Origin of the sequence: Geopseudomonas sagittaria, from assembly GCF_900115715.1 — a bacterium.
GTDB classification, from domain to species: domain Bacteria; phylum Pseudomonadota; class Gammaproteobacteria; order Pseudomonadales; family Pseudomonadaceae; genus Geopseudomonas; species Geopseudomonas sagittaria.
Map to the genome: position 1 here is coordinate 1 of NZ_FOXM01000012.1, position 20,068 is coordinate 20,068.

Below are 20,068 nucleotides of genomic sequence, written 5' to 3' on the forward strand. Positions count from 1 at the left end.
CGGCCTTGAGGTACTGCACGGCGCTGTTGGCGACGCTGTAGGACCAGGCGCCGTTGGCATCGATGGTCAGGCTGCCGAGGGTACCCGGGGCGGCGCTGATGTCGGCCGCGCCGGAGTGGAACGAGGCTTCGCCGTTGTCGGCATCGCTGATGTTCAGGCTGCCGGAGGCATTGAGCTTGCCGCTGCCGTCGACGTTGGCGTCTTCGGTGACCGCGCCGGTATTGGTGCCGCCGATCAGCGCGGCGTCGTTGACGCCGTGGATGGTGACCACGACCTGATGGGTGGTGCCGTCCAGCGCGCGGACGGTGAAGGTCTCGAGCTTGGTCTCGCCTTGCTTGAGGTACTGCACGGCGCTGTTGGCGACGTTGTAGGTCCAGGCGCCGTTGGTATCGATGGTCAGGCTGCCGAGGGTGCCCGGGGCGGCGACGACGCCGGAGGTCTGGAACTTGGCTTCGCCGGTGTCGGCATCGCTGATGGTCAGGCTGCCGGAGGCATTGAGCTTGCCGTTGCCGTCGACGTTGGCGTCTTCGGTGACCGCGCCGGTATTGGTGCCGGTTATAACTGCTGGGTCGCTTACTGGCCTGACATGGATGGTCAGGGTGTTTGCAGAGATACTGAAAGCTGCACCGTCGCTGACTTTGAAGCCGATGCTGCCATATGGGCTGCCATTCTCGTTGGCCCCCGGAACGAAGCGCAGCTTGCCGGCGTCAATATCAGCCTTGTTGATCTCCTGATTGAGAAGCACGGCATTCCAGTTGGTGTCATCGAAGTATTCGAGACTGCCGTTGGTTGCCAGGGCTGTGATTCTTACTTTGGTGATGGCATCACCATCGACGTCGGTGAAGTTACCGAAGTCGCCGATAGTCAGCAGCACCGCAGTGTCCTCGTCAATGGTGAGGCTATCGTCGCTACTGACTGGAGCATCGTTTACCGGATCGACAGTGATGGTCAGGGTCGAGCTGTCGTTGGCCCCGGAGCCGTCGGTGACCACATAGGTGATGACCGGGAAGCTGCCGTTCCAGTTGGCGGCCGGGGTGAAGCTGTAGCTGCCGTCGGCGTTGATGGTGATCGAGCCCTGGCCGGCGACGCTGTAGGCGCTGCCGAGCACGAAGGGACCGGTCTGGCCGGCGAGGCTGAAGCTGGCGATCGACAGCGGGCCGTCGACACTGGAGCTGCCGCTGAGCAGGCTGCCGGTGGTGGCGCCGCTGTCCTCGGCGACGCTGAGGGTTTCGCCGGCGTCGCTGAAGTCGTCGTTGGCCGGGGTGACGGTGATGGTCAGGGTGTATTCGGCGCTGCTGGTCGCTGTGCCGTCGCTGACCTTGAAGCCGACGCTGGCATAGGGGCTACCGTTCTCGTCGGCAGCCGGTGCAAAGCGCAGCTTGCCGGCGTCGATATCGGCCTTGCTGATTTCCTGGTTGCGGCTTATGGCAACCCAACTGGTGCCGTCGAAGTACTCAAGGCTGCCGTTGCTTGCCAGGGTGGTGATGATCACCTTGGCGAGTGGGTCGCCGTCGACGTCGGTGAAGGTGCCGAAGTCGGAGGTGGAGAGCACCTTCGGAGTGTCCTCGGCGGTGGTGATGCTGTCGTCGCTTCCCGTCGGGGCGTCATTGATCGCGGTGACGTTGGTGGACAGAAGCACTGTGTCTGCCGAGATGGCCGTGATGCCACCGTTGCTGCTGACATCGACGGTTGCGCCGCTGACAACTGCCGTGCTGCTGTCGATCAGGCGGACGGTCAGGTCCGGGGCTGCACCGTTGTAGTCGGCTGCTGGTAGGAAGCGCAGCAGGGCGCTGGCCTGCAGGGTCAGGGCGCTGCCGTCGCTGGCGATGCTGGTCAGGGTGATCCAGTTGTTGCCGCTGTCGGTGCTGTACTGCCAGTCGCCCTTGGTGGCATCGGCCGTGTAGCCGGTGATGGCGATGCCGGCGAGGCTGTTGGCGCTGCTGCCGCCGGCCACCTGATCGGTGCTGTCGTCGAAGCTGGCTGCGAACAGGCTGCTCACGCTGGCGCCGGGTGGAGCAGTCTCGTCCTCGGCTACCGGGGCCAGGATGGCGCTACCGGAGGCCAGGGGCGCGTCGTTGATCGGCGTCACGGTCACCGCGATGCTGTCGCTGGCGGTGCTGAAGGCGGGGCCATCGACGGGGGTATGCAGGGTCAGCGTCCAACTGGCGAGGCTGCCGCCATCGAACTGAACCACGTCGTCGGAAATGTACAGGGTCCACTGGCCGTTGGGGTTGGTGCCGATGAACTCCGCCAGTTGACTGGCGAAGGGCCCGGAAACCCCGGTGAAGCTGTCGCCGCCTTCTCCATCAGCCAGGTCGGTCGGCCTGAAGGTGCCGCTGCTCACGGGTTCGCCCACGGCAGGCAAGCTGCTGGTCGCCGCGTCGTCGAAGGTCAGGGACAGGTTGTTGAAAGCATTGCTGCTGCCCCCGCCCGCATCGGACATCAGCAGCACCTTCTGCCCCTGCGGGCCGACCAGCAGGATGTCGAGATCCTGCGGCCAGCCGTGGGTCAGTCCGTTCAGGGTGATGGTGACGCCGGTGAGCGGGCCGTTCAGGCCGCTGATGGTCTGCGAGGAGGCCAGGGTGACGCTGCCGGTCGATCCCGAAGAAGGAATTACCACCGGCTCGCTCGAGGTGTAGCTGTTCGACGGGGGCGGCAGAGTGGTATCCGCGCGGTTGCCCGCCGTGCCGCTGCTCCGATCCCAGGCCTTGAAGGTCAGGCCGGAGGCGATGCTGCCGTTGAAGTTGGCCGTCGGCTTGAAGTACAGGCGAGTGCTGGGGGTGTCGGCGAGCAGCAGCGCACTGCTAGCGCTGACGCTGCCTACGGCTTGCCAGTTGTTGCCACCATCGGTGGTGTAGTACCAGGTGCCGTGAGTCTCGTCGCTGCCGATGACGGCGATGCCTTTCACTGCACCGCTGTCGGGATCGCCGATGCCTCCGATGAAGGCGCTGAGCGGGGAGCCGATGGCGCCGCTGGGCGCGCCGGCATCTTCGGCGAAGCTGAGGCTGAGCGCGGTATCGGCGAGGGTCGGCGCGTCGTTCAACGCCACCACCGCGATGGTTGTCAGCGCGCTGTTCGACTCGCTCGCCCCATCGCTGACCTTGACTACGACGAGGCGGTCGCTGGTGTCGGGGGCGTCGCTGCTGTTGCTGAAGGTGATCGCCCGGATCGCGGCCTGGTAGTCGGCCTTGCTCGCGTTGCCGCTGAGGGTCACGGTGATCTGGCCCGCCACGCTGGTGTCGACCGTGGCGCTGATGCCCGCGGGCAGGCTGCCGACGCTCAAGCTGTCGCCGGCCTTGGCGTTGCTCAGCACGATGGTTGCAGAGGCCAGGTTGGCGCTGTCGGCGTCAACGATGCTCAGGTCGCTGTCGGCGATGGCCACGGCGCTGCCGTTCTCGGTGAAGCTGGTCCGGTAGTCGGCGCCGGTGGCGGTCGAGGAGTTGTCGGCGTCGAGGTCGAGCTCCGGCGTGCCGGCGACCGCGGTGTCGTTGTCGAGGATGGTCGCGGTGCCGGTGGCGCCCAGCGGGTTGGTCACGGTGCCGGAGACGTTGCCGCTGGACAGGCTGAAGCTCTGCGCGGGCTCGACCTCGCTGTCGTCGACGGTGGCGAGGCGCAAGCGCACCGACAGTTCGCCGGCGGCGATGGTCACCGGACCGCTGACGGCGGCCCAGCCGGTGCCGTCGTGGTACTGCAGTTCGGTGGCGGCGGCAGTGTCGCTGCCGATGATCGCCGTGCCGCTGGCGAGCAGCGGGGTGAAGCTGATGGGGGCGGCGGAGCGCTTGTCGAGGCTGACGACGAACTCGGCCGGCTCGCCCTCGGTCACGCTGACGTTGGCGATGCTGAGGGTCGGGCGGTCGTCGTCCAGTGTCGCGCTGTCGGGGGTGCTGCTGGTGTTGCCGGCCAGGTAGATGGCGCCTTCGCCCTCGTCGTTGATGGTGCCGATGCCGGTGCTCGCGCTGCCGTCGCTGGTGGTGGCGGTCAGGCTGAACGACTCGTTGCCTTCGTGGATGTCGTCCTGGTTGATCGCCACGCGCACCAGCAGGGCGCCGCCAGCGGGGATGACGGGCGGGTTGGCGGCGTCGTAGACCTTCCAGGTGCTGCCGTCGAGGTACTGCAGCGGGTTGCCGGTGTCGGCATCGCTGCCAGTCAGGCTGGCCTTGCGGTCGCCCAGCGGCAGGCCGTTCGTGTCGCTCAACGCCAGGCTGACCCGCACGCCGGCGCCGCCGGTCACGCTGAACACCGCGTATTCCGAGGCTTCGTTGACGAAGACGTCGTTGACCGCAACGGTGTCGCTGGCCCCCTGGATGGTGATGGTCAGGGTGGCGATGTCCGACAGGCCGCTGCCCGTGCGGTCGGTCACCGTGTAGTTGAAGCGCTCGGTCAGGCTCTGACCGGGAGCCAGGGCGTTGACCGCGGCATTGCTCTGGTCGACGACGTAGCTCCAGTTGCCATCGGCGGCGAGGGTCAGCGAGCCATAGCTGCCGGCCAGGGCGCTGCCCGGCGTGCCGGCAGTGCCGGAGTCTTCTGCGCTGCCGGTCCTGACCGCGGTCACCCGCAGTTCGCTGGCCGCGTCGTCGATGTCGCTGTCGTTGCCCAGCACGTTGCCACTGGGGTTGTAGCCAGCGCTGGCGTTGCCGGTGCCGCCGGCCTCGATCGCTGTGGCGCTGTCGTCGCTGGCCACGGGAGCGTCGTTGGCGCCCTGGATGGTCACGGTCAGGGTGGCTGAGTCGCGCAGCGGGGTGCTGCCGAGCAGTTGGCCGTTCTCGATGGTGTAGACGAAGGTGTCGGTCAGGCTGTTCGTGCTGTTCAGCGCCTGGACGCTGGCATGGTCGTTGTTGACGGCGTAGGTGTAGGTGCCGTTGGCGCGCAGGGTCAGGGTGCCGTAGAGGCCGACAATCTGCGTGTCGCTGGCGCCGATGGCGGTGTTGCTGGCGACACTGGCGCTGCGCGCGCTGACGATGGTCTTGGTGCCGCTGGGGGTGGTGTCGTTGTCCAGCAGGTTGCCGGTGGGGTCGACACCGGTGGTGGCGTTGGCCACACCGCCGCGTTCGGTGGCGCTGACGCTGTCGGCCACGGCATTGGGGTCGTTGGCCCCCGAGCCCAGAACGGTGATGAACAGGGTGGCGGAGCTGGTCGCGCCTGCGCCGTCGCGCATCGTGTAGGCAAAGCGCTCGACCACCGACTGCCCGGCGCTGAGGGCCGGGTTGTTGGCGGTCGGCGTGTAGGTGTAGCTGCCGTCGGCATTGAGCTGCAGGCTGCCGTACTGGCCGGTCAGCGTGGCGCCGGCACTGGCTGCGGCGCTGAAGGTGAGCGACTGGTTGGTGATGGCGACCGCTGTGCTCAGGGTGATGGAGCTGATGTTGCCGCTGGCGTCGTAGTTGACCGCGGTCACCGTGGGCGCCGTGGCCAGATTGGTGCCGCCGACGGTCATGCCGACGGCGATGGTGCCGCTGGGAGCCGAAACCAGTACGCTGGTCGAGCTACTGACCGTCGTGCTGTCGATGGTGCCGTCGTAATACTTGGTGCCATCGATGAAGCTGAACTTGGTTATGCCTTGGAGAGCGCTGGTGTCGCTGAAGGTGAATGACAGATTGGCGCCGCTGCCGATCTTGGTCAGCACTGTGACCGGGGTAGTGCCGTTCGCATGGAACAGCTGGGTTCGACTGCCATTGTCGTTCAGCTTGTAGACATACTGGGCGCCATCGACCTTGACAGAGCTTGCGCCGGAGGTGGTGACGGTCGTTGTAAAGGTGACGGTGCTGTTGGTCGTACCGGTAGCCGCCCCCTCGACCCCCACGCCGATGATGGCTTTGGTCTCGCCATAGCGATCCGGATCGCTGTCGTTGCTCAGCACATTGCCGATCGCCTGGCTGCCCAGCGGATCGCTGGCGCCGTAGGCGCCGGTGCTGAGCAGCGACTCCTTGGCCACGTTGTAGTCGTTGGTGGCCGTCGGGGTGTCGTTGGCGCCCTGGATGGTCACGGTGAGCGTGGTGGTGGAGGTCGCGCCGGCCTTGTCGGCCACCGTGTAGGTGAAGGTATCGCTCAGCGTGTTGGTGCTGGAGCGCAGTGCTTCGACCGCTGCATTGGCGTTGTCGACGACGTACTGGTAGCTGCCGTCGGCGCCGATGGTCAGGTTGCCGTACTGGCCGGTGACGAGCGTGCCGCTGGCAGCAGTGGTGGCGGCATTCACGTTGAGGTTGGCCGCGGAGGTGCCGGCCCGGATGACCGCGAGGGTATCGCCGACATTGGCGTCGAGGTCGTTGCTCAGCACGTTGCCGCTGGCGGTGTAGCCGCTGGTGGCGTTGTGCAGGCCGCCCGCCTCGACGGCGGCGCCGCCGGCCGAGCCGGGAGTGGCGTTGGCATTGTCGGCGCTGGCGACGGGGGCGCTGTTCACCGGCAGCAGGGCGTTCAGCGCGCTGTCGACGCGGTCGGAGGACGAGCCGACGTTCTTCAGGTTGGCGGCCTGGTCCTTCCAGCCGAGGCTGTCGAACCAGGCCTGGTCCACCACCAGCAGGAAGCCGCGGTTGTCGGCCACGTTGCTGTCGCCGTCCATGTTGCCGTCGGCCTGGGCGGTGGCGAGCGAGTTGAAGTTGGTGTCGGTCCAGAAGTAGAAGCCGCGGACCACGCCGCCGCTCTTGATCGGCCGGCTGATCCAGCCGAAATACTCCTGGCCGCCGATATTGATGCCGATGGCGGCGACGTCGTTGCCGCTGAACAGATTGCTGTTGGTGTCGTCGCTGATGCTGGCGATACCCAGTCCCGTGGCAATAAAGTCGTGGCTGTTCGACTCCTTGCCGGCCGGGGTGCTGGCGACGTTGACCGCGTAGGCGTTGCTGAAGCTGAGATTGGCCAGCTCGACTTCGATCGACTCACCGTCGATCTGCAGCGTAGCGTGGTCGTTGTCGGTCGCAAAGCCCGCCGCGCTGGTATCGGCCCCGATGACGACAGCCGCAAAGCGTTGGCCTTCGTCCCCGGCGGTGTCCATCCCCTGGTTCAACACATGGTCGATGTGGTGACCGTACTCCTCGATCAGCAGGCTCGATACCTTCTGTACATCCAGCACGTTCAGCCAGTCACTGTTGATGAAGATGCTTGCCGCGCCTTGCGGTCCTTCCGGGGTGTAGGCGGCCAGCGCGCCTTGCAATTGCGCGTTGTCGAGCAGCATCAGGCTGATGTCGAGGCTGCCGTTGGCAACGGCATCGCGCAGCTGGGCCAGGTTGGCGCTCCATTGGCCGTCGGGACTGCTTTGCTCGCCGTGGAACAGGACGAACAGTTGCTCGTCGCTCGCTTCGGCCAGGTAGTTCTGGATCAGCTGCGTTGCCGCGGCTGCAGCCTCGCGCAGGGCCGCGTTGTCCTCGCCCTGATGGAACAGGTTGCCGTCCGCTGCCGGCCGTTCGGAGGTCGTCACTTCAGGCGCGGTGCTTTCGGCGGCAATCGACTGCGACTCTGCCACAGGGCCATAGGCCGCCAGCAGCAGGTTTTCAGACAGGGGCTCGGTCGCTGGCGCGGCCGGCTCGGCAGCGGCGGGCGCAGTGTCGAGCACATCGGCTGCCGCGGCGCCATCGAACACGAAGCGCTGCTCCAGAGCCATCGGCGTGGGGCTGCGACGAACCAGGCGATTGCCTGGGCTGGAAGCCGAAGGTTCCGAGCTGGAGGCGGTGATTGGAGTCTTGTTGTCGCCCATGTCTGAGTCCTATTCCGTGTGGTACTACAGCCTGTGGCTGCCTGATATCTGTCCGATGCCAGGCGTGGGACCTGGCGGATTCTGAAGGTGTTTCAGAGCTGGCTTGGCGGGGTGATGCGTACCCGTCCGCTCATGCCGGTGAGCAGCTCCGCAAAGCTGCCGTCGATGGCTGCGGCGACCTTGATGGACTGGCTGACCGGGTCGATGCGTGCGCCCAGGCGGGTGAAGCGGGCCGGGTAGACCTTGCCGGTTTCGTCAATTTCGATCTCGAAGCCCAGGCCGGGCTTGAGCCAGCTCAGCCACGCGGACGGAGCCAGAAACTCCAGCTCCAGCACGCTGTCGTCGATGATTTCCAGCAGGGCTTGGCCGGGTTGCACGTATTGCTGGTTGCGCACCTTTTGCTCGGCAATGCGGCCGCTGAACGGCGCGGGGATGCTGCACTTGGCCAGTACGGCCTGTTGGGCGCCTACCTCGGCGGCGGCCCTTTCCACGGCGGATTGCGACAGGTTGAGCTCAAGCTGGCCAATCGAGTCCAGTTCGGCCAGGCGGCGGTTGGCTTTGTGGGTGTGTTCTGCGCCGTTCAGCTCGGCGCGCGCCTTCTGCAGCATGGCTTGCTGCATGGAGCAATCGAAGCGCACCAGCAGCTGTCCGGCTTTGAAGGGTTCGCCTTCGCGCAGCGGCAGCTGGCTGATCTTGGCGCCGATCTCGGCGGCTATGGTGGTGAACTGGCGGGGCATGAGCTGGGCACGGATTTCCTGACGCTCGATGCCCGCCCGCGCCGGCGATGGCGCGGCATCCTCGCTGGCATTCGCACTGGAGAGCGCGAACAGAAGTGGCAGCAGCAGACGGGCAGGGGGAGTGAGCACGATCACTCTCCCCCGACGGTGGGCTGGCCGAAATCGCCCCAGGTGTTCTGGCTGCGGATGATGTCATCGGTCAGCTGCGCCAGTGACAGGTCATCCACGCTGCTGATCCGCGGCTCTACACCGAGTGTCGACTGCAGGCGCGCTTCGGCCGCCTGGACCTGGGCCAGGGCCTGGTAGCGGCGCAGCAGGCTGAGGATGGCGGTGGTCTGGTTGGCGACCATGTCCAGCTGGCTCTGCATCTGGCTGTTCTGGCGGTTCTGCATGTGCCCATTGATGCGCTGGTCGGTGCTCCAGATGGCATCGGCGCGCTCGAACTGGTTGAGCGCGTTGGCGAGTTGCTGGCGGGCCAGGTGGGTCTGCGCCAGGGTCGCCATCTGTACGGCAATGCGGCGTTGATCGGCCAGCTTGACGCCGGCCTCGGCGAGCTTCAGCTGGCCGGGACCGGTGAACAGGTTGAACAGGTTGAAGGACAGTTGCAGGCCGGCCTCGTTCCAGTTGCTGTTCACCAGATAGCTGTCGGTGTCGTAGTTGATGCTGTAGTTGAAGCTGAGGTTGGGAAACAGGCGTACCAGGGTCTTGCGGGTTTCTTCGCGGGCGATGCGGGCGTTGTAGTGCTGCTCGCGGATGTCGGCGTTGGCGGCCATGGCCGTTTCCTCCAGACGGGTGACCGGGATCTCCAGGGCCTGGCGGCTGACCCGGAACTCAGGCTCGGCGAGCTGCAGTCGCTGGCCGATGGGCGCGTTGATCAGGGCGGCCAGTTCGATCTGGGCGGTCGACAGTTCCTGGTCGATCGCCTCGAGCAGGCGCAGATTCTCCAGTACCTGGCGCTGGTAGCGCAGGGCGTCGAGGGGGTTGCGCAGGCGCTCGGACTCCGCCGTGCGTGAGTCGACCAGGGCCTGTTCGGCCAGGGCGAGGGTGCTCTGCACCTCGGCACGCAGTTTCTGGGCGCTGGCAGCGCGCCAGAAGGCGGTGCGCACATCCTGCATCAGCACGTGCATGGCCTTGCGACGCTTCTCGACGGCGATCAGCACACGGTCGGCCTGCTGCCGGGTGTTGTAGTAGCCGACACCGAGATCGATCAGGTTCCAGCTCACGCCCAGGCTGCTCAGGGTGTGGGTGCGCTCCTGGGAAACGAACTGCGAGGGCGACAGTTCGCCGGTCTCGTTGTTGCGGCTCTGGCTGATCTTGTCGTTGTCGCGCCAGCTGTAGCCGGACTGGGCCAGCAGCTTGGGCAGCATGTCGTAGTGGCTGACGTCCAGTTGGCGGAAGGCCATCGCCTCCTCCATCAGGCGCGAGCGACGCTCGAGGTTGTATTTCAACGCGCGGGCGATGGCCTGCTCGATGGTCAGCATGCCGCTGATCGGCTCGGCTTCGGCAAGCGCTGCGCCCCGGTCGGCATGCCCCTGTTCGGTCAGCGCTTGCTCGGAGAGCTGCTGGGGACTGATGGTCGTGCATGCGGAGAGCGCGAGCGCGACCAGGATGACAAGACTGTTTTTCTTGTAGGGGGTGCCGGGCATGACTGTAGTCCTTGACTGCTGCGACGATCCTGTACAGGGGAGCGGCAAAATGAGCGGGCGAGTGGGTTGCACGGGGGTGAGGGAGACGACCAGTTTTGCGTTCAAAAAAATGGCGCAGTGGCGCAATCCCGCAGATAAGCGGTCACTTTCAATACTGGCATATTGATGCATGCCAAATAATTGGCGAAATTCTGCCAATAAATGTGCTCTGTGTCACCTTGGATTACTTGCGCTTTTGTTGCGCTTTTAGATGGATTGACGGGAGTCAAAAAATGAACGTGTTGGTGTGTGGCGGAGTAGCGCTCGTAGCGAGTCGTGGTCGTCGTCGGGCACCTGTCGCCGCTGTTCGAGCGCTTCCAGGGTGGCGGCCCTTCGCCCAGCCCAGCCAGCCGGCGACTCCGGCGACCCGGACCCGGTGAGCGCGTGCGCGATCACGCAGTGGTATGGCGGCAGCGCGCGGCTCGAAAGCGGCGAGCAGGGCATCCCCGCAATTCTGGCTTTCCCGTCCGCCGAGCGCTGAGTTCATGGACTGCAATTGTACATACTGTGAATTATCGTATAGTTTTTTAGGGGTGACCTTTCGGTCCGCTCTGCCTGCGGACAGGCGACGAGGAGCCTGCGATGAATGATCCAGCGTCCCGCCAGGGGACCAGCAAAGCCTGGCTGGTTCTGCTCTGCCTGCTCAGCAGCGGCGCGTTGGCCAACTGGCAGGAGGCCGTGCCCGAGGCCCGGGTGATCGGTGCCGGCGAGCTGCGCCTGTTCGGCCTGCGCATCTACAGCGCGCGCCTGTGGAGCCCCGCGCAGCCACTGGCGGCGGACACGCCCTTTGCCCTGGAGCTCACCTACCACCGCGCCATCAGCCGCGACGACCTGGTCGCCGCCAGCGTCAGGGAGATCCGCCGCCTGTATGGCGATGCGGTGAGCGCGGCGCAGCTGGCCGGCTGGCGGGCGCAGATGCGCCAGGCGTTCGTCGACGTCGAGCCGGGCGCGCGGATCACCGGCGTGCATCTGCCGGGCGTCGGCGCGCGCTTCTATGTTGGCCAGCAGTTGCAGCACGAGGTGCGCGACGCTGCCTTCGCCGCCGCCTTCTTCGCCATCTGGCTCGACCCGCGCACGCGCAATCCGGAGCTGCGTGCGCAGCTGCTGGGCGCCGCCGCCCCTTGAGGACACCCGCCATGCTGAAGAAATTCCTCCTGCCGCTGTGCCTGCTGCTGGCCAGTTGCGGGCAGATCGAAGTGGAGCACTATCGCGACCAGCAGCCGCAGCTCGACCTGCGTCAGTACTTCAGCGGCCGGGTGGATGCCTGGGGCATGTTCCAGAAACGCTCGGGGGAGGTGATCAAGCGCTTCCATGTGGTGATCAACGGCCATACGCAGGGCGACCAGTTGATCCTCGACGAGGACTTCACCTACAGCGACGGCAGCAGGCAGAAGCGGGTGTGGACCCTGCATCCCGACGGCCCCGGTCGCTGGCGCGGCACCGCGGACGATGTGGTCGGCGAGGCGCGCGGCGAGGTGGCCGGCAACGCGCTGCGCTGGCGCTACGTGCTGAGCCTGCCGGTGGACGGCAAGGTCTACCAGGTCGACTTCGACGACTGGATGTACCTGCTCGACGAAAACACCATGGCCAACCGCTCGTTCATGACCAAGTTCGGCTTCGAGCTGGGTCAGGTGACCCTGTTCTTCCGCAAGCAGGCCGAGTGATGGACTCCTTTCCCGACGGCTATCGCGCCCTGGTGATCGGCGCTTCCGGGGCCATCGGCGGCGCCTTGGTCGCGGCGTTGCGCGACGATCCGCGTTGCGCGCTGGTGGTGGGGCTGGACCGCCATTCGCAGCCGGTCATCGATTTCGCTCGCGAAGAGAGCGTCGCCGAGGCGGCAGCGGCCCTGGCGGCACAGGGGCCGTTCCAGCTGATCATCAATGCCGCCGGCATCCTGCATGGCGCGGCGTTCATGCCGGAGAAAAAGCTCGCCGATCTGCACTACGACCAGATGCTGGAAACCTTCAGGGTCAATACCTTCGGCCCGGCGCTGGTCTTGCGCCATTTCAGTCGCTTGCTGGACCGCCAGCGCAGCGTGCTGGCGCTGCTGTCGGCCAAGGTCGGCAGCATCGAGGACAATCGTCTGGGCGGCTGGTACAGCTACCGGGCTTCCAAGGCGGCGTTGAACATGCTGCTGAAGACCGCGGCGATCGAGGTGCGCCGCAGCAACCCTGGCGCGCTGCTGCTGGCCCTGCATCCGGGGACGGTCAACTCGCGGCTGTCGCAGCCGTTTCGCGGCGCCGAGATCGGTCGCCCGCCGGCCGTGGCGGCACAGCAGATGCTGGCGGTGATCGACGGTCTGGGTGCCGAGGCCAGCGGGCAGTTCCACTCCTGGAGTGGCGAGCGGCTGCCCTGGTAGCTGGCGGGCCGTGGAAAGCGCCAAGCCCCGCCAGAGCTGCGGGGCTTGTGCATTGGTGTGGCGGGGGCTTACAGGTCGAAGTCGTAATCGGCCAGTTGCTTCTTCAGGCGCTTTTCTTCCAGCAGGTTGTCGATCACGCGACGCTTGGCCAGGTTGGTCTTGCTGGTCGGGGCATCGCTGCTGGCTTCGGCGTCGTCCGGTTCGGCATCGACGACTAAATCTTCTTCCAGGTCGAGGTCGGTCTTGGCTTGTGCCATGGCGTGCGGCTCCACGAAATCAGGGGGCGTTTCGCGCACCTTATAGCGGCAAAGCAGAAGCGGGTAAAAGAGAATTTTTCTATCGGTCGATAGGAATTATTTTTATCTGCTCAATCGTCGGAAGTCTTGTGCTTGTACTCGCACAGATCTTCGATCCGGCAGCTGCCGCACTGCGGCTTGCGGGCCTTGCACACATAGCGGCCGTGCAGGATCAGCCAGTGGTGGGCGTCGAGCAGGTATTCCCTGGGCACGAACTTGACCAGCTTCTTCTCCACCTCGAGCACGGTCTTGCCGGGGGCGATGCCGGTGCGGTTGCTGACCCGGAAGATGTGCGTGTCCACCGCCATGGCCGGCTGGCGGAAGGCGGTGTTGAGCACCACGTTGGCGGTCTTGCGGCCGACGCCGGGCAGCGCCTCCAGCTCCTCGCGGCTGCTCGGCACCACGCTGGCGTGCTTCTCGATCAGCAGGCGGCAGGCTTCGATGACGTTCTTCGCCTTGCTGCGGTACAGGCCGATGGTCTTGATGTACTGCTCGAGGCCCTCGACGCCCAGGGCGTGGATCGCCTCGGGGGTGTTGGCCACCGGGAACAGCTTCGCCGTGGCCTTGTTGACGCCGACGTCGGTGGCCTGGGCGGAGAGGATCACCGCCACCAGCAGCTCGAACACGCTCTGGTACTCCAGCTCGGTGGTCGGCTCGGGATTGTCCTCCTTCAGGCGGCGGAAGATTTCCGCACGCTTGGCGGCATTCATGGGCTTACTCCACCACGCCGGTGACCCGCACGCGGCGGCTGGTGATCGGCTCCGGCGCCGGCTGGCGGGCCTTGGCGCGGGCTTCGGCGCGCTGGTCGATGATGTTCTTGCCGGCGATCATCAGGCCCAGCACGAGGAAGGCGCCCGGTGGCAGGATGGCCAGCAGGAAGCCCTTGTAGTCGCTGCCCAGCAGGCTGAGCTGCCAGTTTTCGGCCAGGGGGCCGAACAGCAGCTGCATGTTGGCGAACAGCACGCCGGTGCCGAGCAGCTCGCGCGCGGCGCCGAGCACCACCAGCACCAGGCCGAAGCCGATGCCCATCATCAGGCCGTCGAACGCCGAGCGGGCGATGCCGTTCTTCGCCGCGAAACCGTCGGCGCGGCCGAGGATCACGCAGTTGGTGGTGATCAGCGGGATGAAGATGCCGAGGATCTGGTACAGCTCGTAGGTGTAGGCCTGCATCAGCAGCTCGATGCAGGTGGTCAGCGCGGCGATGATCATCACGAAGGCCGGCAGGCGCACGGCGGTCTGCGTCACCCCGCGGATCAGCGACACCGCGGCGTTGGAGCAGACCAGCACCAGCATGGTGGCCAGCGCCAGGCCGAGGGCGTTGACCGTCGAGTTGCTGGTGCCAAGCAGCGGGCACAGGCCGAGCAGCTGGACCAGGCCGGGGTTGTTCTTCCACAGGCCGTTGCCGGCGATCTCGCGGTAGCTCTGGCTCATTGCACGGGCTCCTGTTGTGCGGCCGCCGGGGTGGCGGTATCCGGCAGGCCGAGCAGCTCGGCGCGGTGGGCGTCGAAGTACTGCAGGGCGTGGTGCACGGCCTTGACCACCGCGCGTGGGGTGATGGTGGCGCCGGCGAACTGGTCGAACACGCCCTGGTCCTTCTTCACCGCCCAGCCGGCCGCGTCGGGGTCGCTCAGCGACTTGCCGGCGAAGGCCAGCACCCAGGGACTCTTGGCCAGCTCGATCTTGTCGCCCAGGCCCGGTGTCTCCTTGTGGGCGAGCACGCGCACGCCGGCCAGACGGCCGTCGGCATGGATGCCGACCAGCAGGCGGATGCTGCCGCTGTAGCCGTCCGGGGCGATGGCCTGGAGGATGATGGCGCTGGGCTGGCCGCCCTTGAGGGCCAGGTAGGCCGGCAGCGGCCGGGCGCTGCCGAGCAGCGGATCGCTGAGCTGCAGGCTGTTGTCCAGCAGGTGGTTGTCGTAGCTGCCTTCCGGCAGGATCTCGGCCAGCGCGCGCACCTGGGCTTCGCGCTCGGCGACCTGGATGCGCTCGGCGGTGCCCTGCTGGGTGACGGCGACCACGCCGACGGTGGCGACGGCGAACAGGCCGAGGAGCAGGCTGTTCTTCAGCATCGAGCGGGGGATTTCCGGCAGCATGTCCTTACTCTCCCAGCTTGAAGCCGCGTTCCGGCTTGCGATGGCCGTAGGTGCGCGGACGGGTGTAGTAGTCGATGGTCGGTGCGGCCAGGTTCATCAGCAGCACGGCGAAGGCCACGCCGTCCGGGTAGCCGCCCCAGGCGCGGATCACGTAGGCCAGCACGCCGACGCCGGCGCCGAACAGCAGGCGGCCGAGCAGGCTGGTGGCGCCGGACACCGGGTCGGTGACGATGAAGAAGGCGCCGAGCATGGTCGCCCCGCTGAGCAGGTGGAACAGCGGCGAGCCGTTGGAGTCCGACCCCGAGCCGTTCCAGAACACCAGGCTCATCAGGCCCAGGCCCGCGAGCATGGCCACCGGCGCGTGCCAGGTGAATACCCGCTTGTAGAGCAGGAACAGGCCGCCGGCGAGGAAGGCCAGGTTGACCGCTTCGGCGCCATAGCCGCCGAGGCTGCCGAACGACGGATTGCTTGCCCACAGCTCGGCGATGGTCAGGCTCTTGTTGACCTTGAGGGCGTCCAGCGCGGTGGCCTGGGTCCAGGCGTCCGGCAGGCTGGCGGTCAGACCGAGGATGCGCTGCAGGCCGTCGAGCAGGCCGAGGGTCGGGTTGGCCGCCTCGAAGCCGCGCGGCGCGGGCCAGCTGGTCATTTCCACCGGGAAGGAGATCAGCGCCACCACGTAGCCGAGCATCGCCGGGTTGAACGGGTTCTGGCCGAGGCCGCCGAACAGCTGCTTGCCGAACAGGATGGCGAAGGCGGTGGCCACCAGGGTCAGCCACCAGGGCGAGTAGGGCGGCAGGGCGAGGGCCAGCAGCACCGCGGTGAGCACCGCGCTGTAGTCGCGCAGGAAGAAGCCGATCGGCCGCTGGCGCAGGCGCAGCACCGCGGCTTCGCAGCCGAGGGCGACGGCGACGGCCCAGCACAGGTTGATCAGGGTGCCGAAACCGTACAGCCAGGTCAGCACCAGCACGCCGGGCAGGGTGGCCAGCAGCACCAGCTGCATGACCTGCTGGGTGCGGTTGCGGCCCGTGGCGTGGGGCGAGGTGATGCGGGGCAGGGCCATTGATGCTCCGTTGTGTTTGGTAAGGAGCGGGAGAGACTCCCGGCTCCGGAGTTTCGTGCTCCCTCTCCCGCTGGCGGGAGAGAGGTGGAGTGAGGGCGGTGCGTCGAGTCGCGTGGCCCTCACCCCCGGCCCCTCTCCCACGGGTGGGAGAGGGGAGGGTTGTTCGTCGTTCGTAGGGTGGGTTAGCCGCTTGCGGCGTAACCCACCGCTGCCGGCGTGAGCCGGCATGTCGTGGCCGGTCTGGCGGCCGGGTGGTGGGTTACGGCCTGCGGCCTAACCCACCCTACGTTCATTGCTGCTCCGCCAGCTTGTCTTCGGCCTCGGCCAACCGAGTGCGCGCGGCCTCCAGGGCCTCGTCCGTGGCGGACTCGTCGCGCTCCAGCTTGCGCAGGTCGGCGCGGGCGAAGGCCACTTCGGTCTTCAGCGCGCGGGTGGCCTCGTCGACGGGGCGTTTCTCCGTGCGCACCAGCTCGGGTGCCGGCTTGGCGGAGCCTTCCTCGGCCGCGTGCAGGGCCTGCTCGGCGCCAGCCAGTGCCTCGCGCAGTTTGGCCAGCTCGGCGGCGTCGGCGCCGGCCTTCTCGGCCTTCTTCAGTTCGGCGCGCTTCATCGCCAGTTCGACCTTGGCCTTCTTCAGCGGGTCGATCTCGGCCTTGACCGGTTCGGCCGCGGCTGCAGGCGTCGGCGCGGCCGCCGCCTGCTCCAGGTCGGCGAGAGCCTGGTCGGCGGCAGCGAGCTGTTCGCGCAGCCTGGCCAGCTCGGCCTGCTGGGCGTCGTCCGGGGCCTCGACCTTCTCCAGCTTGCGGATCTGCGCCTTGAGCATGGCGGCCTCGATCTTGGCCTTCTTCAGCGCCTCGTCGCCGGCCGGCTTGGCTGCGGGCGCGGGCGCGCTGCTCTCGGCGGTGGCCAGGGCCTTTTCTGCCTCAGCCAGCTGCTCGCGCAGTTTGGCCAGTTCGGCCTGCTGGGCGTCATCTGGCGCCTCGACCTTCTCCAGCTTGCGGATCTGCGCCTTGAGCATGGCGGCCTCGATCTTGGCCTTCTTCAAGGCTTCGTCGCCGGCCGGCTTGGCTGCGGGGGCGGGCGCGGCGCTCTCGGCGGCAGCCAGGGCCTGTTCGGCTTGAGTTAGTTGTTCGCGCAACTTGGCCAGTTCGGCCTGCTGAGCGTCGTCCGGCGCCTCGACCTTCTCCAGCTTGCGGATCTGCGCCTTGAGCATCGCCGCTTCGATCTTGGCCTTCTTCAAGGCCTCGTCGCCGGCCGGCTTGGCGGTGGCAGGCGCGGGGGCGCTGGCCGGGGCGGCGGCCTGGGCCTCGGCGAGGGCCTTTTGCGCGGCCTCGAGGGCGGCGCGCAGTTCGGCGACCTGGGTCTGCAGCTCGGCGGTGTCGTGCTGGGCCAGCTGCTTCTCGGCCTTCTTCAGCGCCACCTGGGCCATGCTGGCCTCGATCTTCAGGCGCTTGAGGTCCTCGTTGACCGCTGGTGCGGCGGCCGCGGCCGGTGCCGCCGCAGCAGCTTCGGCCTGGGCGGCCTTGGCGCGCGCGGCCTTCTCGGCGCGGGCGCGGCGTTCCTCTTCCTTGCGCTCTTCTTCGCGGCGCAGGCGTTCCTGGCGCAGTTCGAAGCGCTGCTTGGAGTGCTCGGCCTTCTGCTGCTTCTGCTCCAGCTCGCGGATCTCCGCCTTGGACGCACGGTAGTACTGCACCAGCGGGATGCTCGACGGACAGACGTAGGCGCAGGCGCCGCATTCGATGCAGTCGAACAGGTTGTGCGCCTTGAGCTGCTCGTGCTCGCTGCCGAGGGCGAAGAAGTGCAGCTGCTGCGGCAGCAGGCTGGCCGGGCAGGCCAGCGCGCACTCGCCGCAGCGGATGCACGGCAGCGCCGGTGGCGGCGGCGGCAGCTCGCTGCGGGTCGGCGCCAGCAGGCAGTTGCTGGTCTTGATCAGCGGCACGTCGAGCGCGGGCAGGGTGACGCCCATCATCGGTCCACCCATGATCAGGCGGTCCAGTTTCTGTGCGTCGAGGCCGGCGAAGGCCAGCAGCTCCTCGACCGGGGTGCCGATCAGCGCCTCGACGTTCATCGGTCGCGCCAGCGCTTCGCCGGTGAGGGTGGTGATCCGCGAGATCAGCGGTTTGCCGAGCACCACGGCGTCGTGCACGGCCACCGCGGTGCCGACGTTCTGGCAGAGCATGCCGATGTCCGCCGGCAGGCCACCGGCCGGCACTTCGCGGCCGGTGAGGATCTGGATCAGCTGCTTCTCGCCGCCGGACGGGTACTTGGTGGGGAACACCCGCAGCTGATAGGCGCGCTCACTCAGGGCGGCCCTGAGTGCGGCGATGGCCTCGGGTTTGTTGTCCTCGATGCCGATCAGCACCTCGTCCGGCTGGATCAGCTGGGCGAGGATGTCGATGCCCGTCACCAGTTCGCGGGCCTTCTCGCGCATCAGCACATCGTCGGCGGTGATGTACGGCTCGCACTCGGTGCCGTTGATGATCAGCGTGTGGATCTTCTGCTGCGGCCGCGCGGTGAGCTTGACCGCGGTGGGGAAGCCGGCGCCGCCCAGGCCGTTGATGCCGGCGTCGCGGATCTTCTCCAGCAGCGCCTCGGGCTGCAGGGCACGGAAGTCGGCGCAGGGCTCGAGGGCACACCACTCGTCCAGGCCGTCGGCCTCGATGACGATGGCCGGGGCGAGCATGCCGGAGGCGTGCGGGTAGGGCTGCGGGCCGATGAAGGCGACGGTGCCGGAGGTCGGTGCGTGCAGCGGCACGCTGACCACGCCCGCGGCGTCGGCGATCTTCTGGCCCTTGAGCACGCGCTCGCCGACCGCGACCAGCGGCTCGGCGGGAGCGCCGATGTGCTGGCTCAGCGGCAGGATCAGCCGCTTGGGCAGCGGTGCCGGCTGGATCGGCGTGCGGTTGGACAGCGTCTTGCGCTCCGGCGGATGGATGCCGCCGGGGATGTCCCAGGTCTTCACTGCGGCAGTCATGCGGCCTGCTCCCGGTCGGTGGCGATCAACTGGCCGGGCGCCAGCGGACGCTCCCACTTCCAGCTCTGCACATTGGTGCCGATCTCGATCATGTCGATGCAGTCCACCGGGCAGGGCTCGACGCACAGGTCGCAGCCGGTGCATTCGTCGACGATCACCGTGTGCATCTGCCGCGCGGCGCCGACGATGGCGTCCACCGGGCAGGCCTGGATGCACTTGGTGCAGCCGATGCACTCGGCCTCGCGGATGAAGGCAACCATGCGCGGCTTCTCGCCGCCGGTGGCGTCCAGAGGCTCGACCTCGACGTCGAGCAGGTCGGCCAGCGCCTGCACGGTGGCCTGGCCGCCGGGCGGGCACTTGTTGATCTTGTCGCCGTTGGCGATCGCCTCGGCGTAGGGCTTGCAGCCCGGGTAGCCACACTGGCCGCACTGGGTCTGCGGTAGCAGGGCGTTGATCTGTTCGACGATGGGGTCGCCCTCGACGCGAAAGCGCACCGCGGCGTAGCCGAGGATGGCGCCGGCAACCAGGCAGATCGCCGCTAGGGCAACGACGGCAATGAGGACCAGACTCATAGCTTGATCAATCCGGTGAAGCCCATGAACGCCAGCGACATCAGACCGGCGGTGATCATGCCGATGGCGGCGCCGCGGAACGGCACGGGCACGTCGGCGATGGCGATGCGCTCTCGCAGCGCGGCGAACAGCACCAGCACCAGGGAGAAGCCCAGGCCGGCGGCGAAGCCGTTGGCGGTGGCGGTGAGGAAGGTGAACTCGGCCTTGTTGGCGTTGACCAGGGCCACGCCGAGGACGATGCAGTTGGTGGTGATCAGCGGCAGGAAGATGCCGAGCACGCGGTACAGCATCGGGCTGGTCTTGTTCACCACCATCTCGGTGAACTGCACCACCACGGCGATCACCAGGATGAAGCTGATGGTCCTGAGGAACTCCAGGTCCAGCGGCTTGAGCACGTACTGGTGGATCAGGTAGCTGCACATGGCGGCCAGGGTCAACACGAAGGTGGTGGCCAGCGACAGACCGATGGCGGTTTCGATCTTCTTCGAAACCCCCATGAACGGGCAGAGGCCAAGGAACTGCACCAACACGAAGTTGTTGACCAGAATGGCGCTGACCAGGATGAGGGCGAATTCGGTCATGGGCAGAAGCGGGCTCGCGCCGTCGATGAA

The 20,068-nt window shown here is 67.1% G+C and carries 14 protein-coding genes; 3 read left to right on the forward strand and 11 right to left on the reverse strand.

The genetic code is table 11. The features are described 5' to 3' along the window. The 3 genes from BM297_RS14565 to BM297_RS14575 all read right to left on the reverse strand — a co-directional run. A partial coding sequence (locus BM297_RS14565; protein ID WP_139231062.1) for a VCBS domain-containing protein occupies positions 1–7,684 on the reverse strand: 7,684 nt, incomplete at its 3' end. Between the two features lie 92 nt (positions 7,685–7,776). Beyond that, positions 7,777–8,550 (reverse strand): efflux RND transporter periplasmic adaptor subunit, encoded by a 774-nt coding sequence (locus tag BM297_RS14570; RefSeq protein WP_245768264.1) that lies wholly within the window; start codon positions 8,548–8,550, stop codon positions 7,777–7,779. Positions 8,551–8,552: 2 nt separating this feature from the next. Next, positions 8,553–10,067, reverse strand: coding sequence for a TolC family protein (locus BM297_RS14575; protein WP_092432776.1), 1,515 nt, complete (start codon positions 10,065–10,067; stop codon positions 8,553–8,555). Positions 10,068–10,688: 621 nt separating this feature from the next. Here BM297_RS14575 and BM297_RS14580 point away from each other — a divergent pair. From BM297_RS14580 to BM297_RS14590, 3 genes are read left to right on the forward strand one after another with little or no spacing between them, the layout of a single operon-like run. Continuing rightward, the gene (locus tag BM297_RS14580) at positions 10,689–11,231 is read left to right on the forward strand and encodes a chalcone isomerase family protein (protein ID WP_092432779.1); all 543 of its coding nucleotides are present in this window, start codon (positions 10,689–10,691) and stop codon (positions 11,229–11,231) included. Between the two features lie 11 nt (positions 11,232–11,242). Beyond that, positions 11,243–11,770, forward strand: a complete 528-nt coding sequence (locus tag BM297_RS14585) for a DUF3833 domain-containing protein (RefSeq protein ID WP_092432781.1) — start codon at positions 11,243–11,245, stop codon at positions 11,768–11,770. Further along, entirely contained in the window at positions 11,770–12,465 is a 696-nt protein-coding gene (locus tag BM297_RS14590; protein ID WP_092432782.1) for an SDR family NAD(P)-dependent oxidoreductase, read from the forward strand. Before BM297_RS14585 ends, BM297_RS14590 begins: the two co-directional genes overlap by 1 nt. 68 nt (positions 12,466–12,533) lie before the next feature. On the opposite strand, the gene BM297_RS14595 is transcribed toward BM297_RS14590, so the two are convergent. From BM297_RS14595 to rsxA, 8 genes are all read right to left on the reverse strand, one after another. Further along, entirely contained in the window at positions 12,534–12,722 is a 189-nt protein-coding gene (locus BM297_RS14595; RefSeq protein WP_092432783.1) for a PA3496 family putative envelope integrity protein, read from the reverse strand. A gap of 110 nt (positions 12,723–12,832) precedes the next feature. After that, complete coding sequence (gene nth / locus BM297_RS14600) at positions 12,833–13,471, reverse strand: endonuclease III (protein WP_092432784.1); 639 nt, start codon at positions 13,469–13,471, stop codon at positions 12,833–12,835. Between the two features lie 4 nt (positions 13,472–13,475). Next, entirely contained in the window at positions 13,476–14,192 is a 717-nt protein-coding gene (locus BM297_RS14605; RefSeq protein ID WP_092432785.1) for an electron transport complex subunit E, read from the reverse strand. Beyond that, the gene (rsxG, locus tag BM297_RS14610) at positions 14,189–14,854 is read right to left on the reverse strand and encodes an electron transport complex subunit RsxG (protein ID WP_092432786.1); all 666 of its coding nucleotides are present in this window, start codon (positions 14,852–14,854) and stop codon (positions 14,189–14,191) included. Before rsxG ends, BM297_RS14605 begins: the two co-directional genes overlap by 4 nt. Positions 14,855–14,858: 4 nt before the next feature. Continuing rightward, on the reverse strand, positions 14,859–15,914 hold the full coding sequence (gene rsxD / locus BM297_RS14615) for an electron transport complex subunit RsxD (RefSeq protein WP_092432787.1): 1,056 nt from the start codon (positions 15,912–15,914) through the stop codon (positions 14,859–14,861). A gap of 289 nt (positions 15,915–16,203) precedes the next feature. Next, the gene (rsxC, locus tag BM297_RS14620; RefSeq protein ID WP_092432788.1) at positions 16,204–18,885 is read right to left on the reverse strand and encodes an electron transport complex subunit RsxC; all 2,682 of its coding nucleotides are present in this window, start codon (positions 18,883–18,885) and stop codon (positions 16,204–16,206) included. After that, entirely contained in the window at positions 18,882–19,457 is a 576-nt protein-coding gene (gene rsxB / locus BM297_RS14625; RefSeq protein ID WP_092432789.1) for an electron transport complex subunit RsxB, read from the reverse strand. The genes rsxC and rsxB overlap by 4 nt, the downstream gene beginning before the upstream one ends. After that, positions 19,454–20,038 (reverse strand): electron transport complex subunit RsxA, encoded by a 585-nt coding sequence (rsxA, locus tag BM297_RS14630; protein ID WP_092432790.1) that lies wholly within the window; start codon positions 20,036–20,038, stop codon positions 19,454–19,456. Before rsxA ends, rsxB begins: the two co-directional genes overlap by 4 nt. Positions 20,039–20,068 lie beyond the last annotated feature (30 nt).

Coding starts and splice junctions, on each gene's coding strand:
- BM297_RS14575 (WP_092432776.1), bottom strand. CDS start 10,067: ATGCCCGGCACCCCCTACAAGAAAAACAGTCTTGTCATCCTGGTCGCG.
- BM297_RS14580 (WP_092432779.1), top strand. CDS start 10,689: ATGAATGATCCAGCGTCCCGCCAGGGGACCAGCAAAGCCTGGCTGGTT.
- BM297_RS14585 (WP_092432781.1), top strand. CDS start 11,243: ATGCTGAAGAAATTCCTCCTGCCGCTGTGCCTGCTGCTGGCCAGTTGC.
- BM297_RS14590 (WP_092432782.1), top strand. CDS start 11,770: ATGGACTCCTTTCCCGACGGCTATCGCGCCCTGGTGATCGGCGCTTCC.
- BM297_RS14595 (WP_092432783.1), bottom strand. CDS start 12,722: ATGGCACAAGCCAAGACCGACCTCGACCTGGAAGAAGATTTAGTCGTC.
- nth (WP_092432784.1), bottom strand. CDS start 13,471: ATGAATGCCGCCAAGCGTGCGGAAATCTTCCGCCGCCTGAAGGAGGAC.
- BM297_RS14605 (WP_092432785.1), bottom strand. CDS start 14,192: ATGAGCCAGAGCTACCGCGAGATCGCCGGCAACGGCCTGTGGAAGAAC.
- rsxG (WP_092432786.1), bottom strand. CDS start 14,854: ATGCTGCCGGAAATCCCCCGCTCGATGCTGAAGAACAGCCTGCTCCTC.
- rsxD (WP_092432787.1), bottom strand. CDS start 15,914: ATGGCCCTGCCCCGCATCACCTCGCCCCACGCCACGGGCCGCAACCGC.
- rsxC (WP_092432788.1), bottom strand. CDS start 18,885: ATGACTGCCGCAGTGAAGACCTGGGACATCCCCGGCGGCATCCATCCG.
- rsxB (WP_092432789.1), bottom strand. CDS start 19,457: ATGAGTCTGGTCCTCATTGCCGTCGTTGCCCTAGCGGCGATCTGCCTG.
- rsxA (WP_092432790.1), bottom strand. CDS start 20,038: ATGACCGAATTCGCCCTCATCCTGGTCAGCGCCATTCTGGTCAACAAC.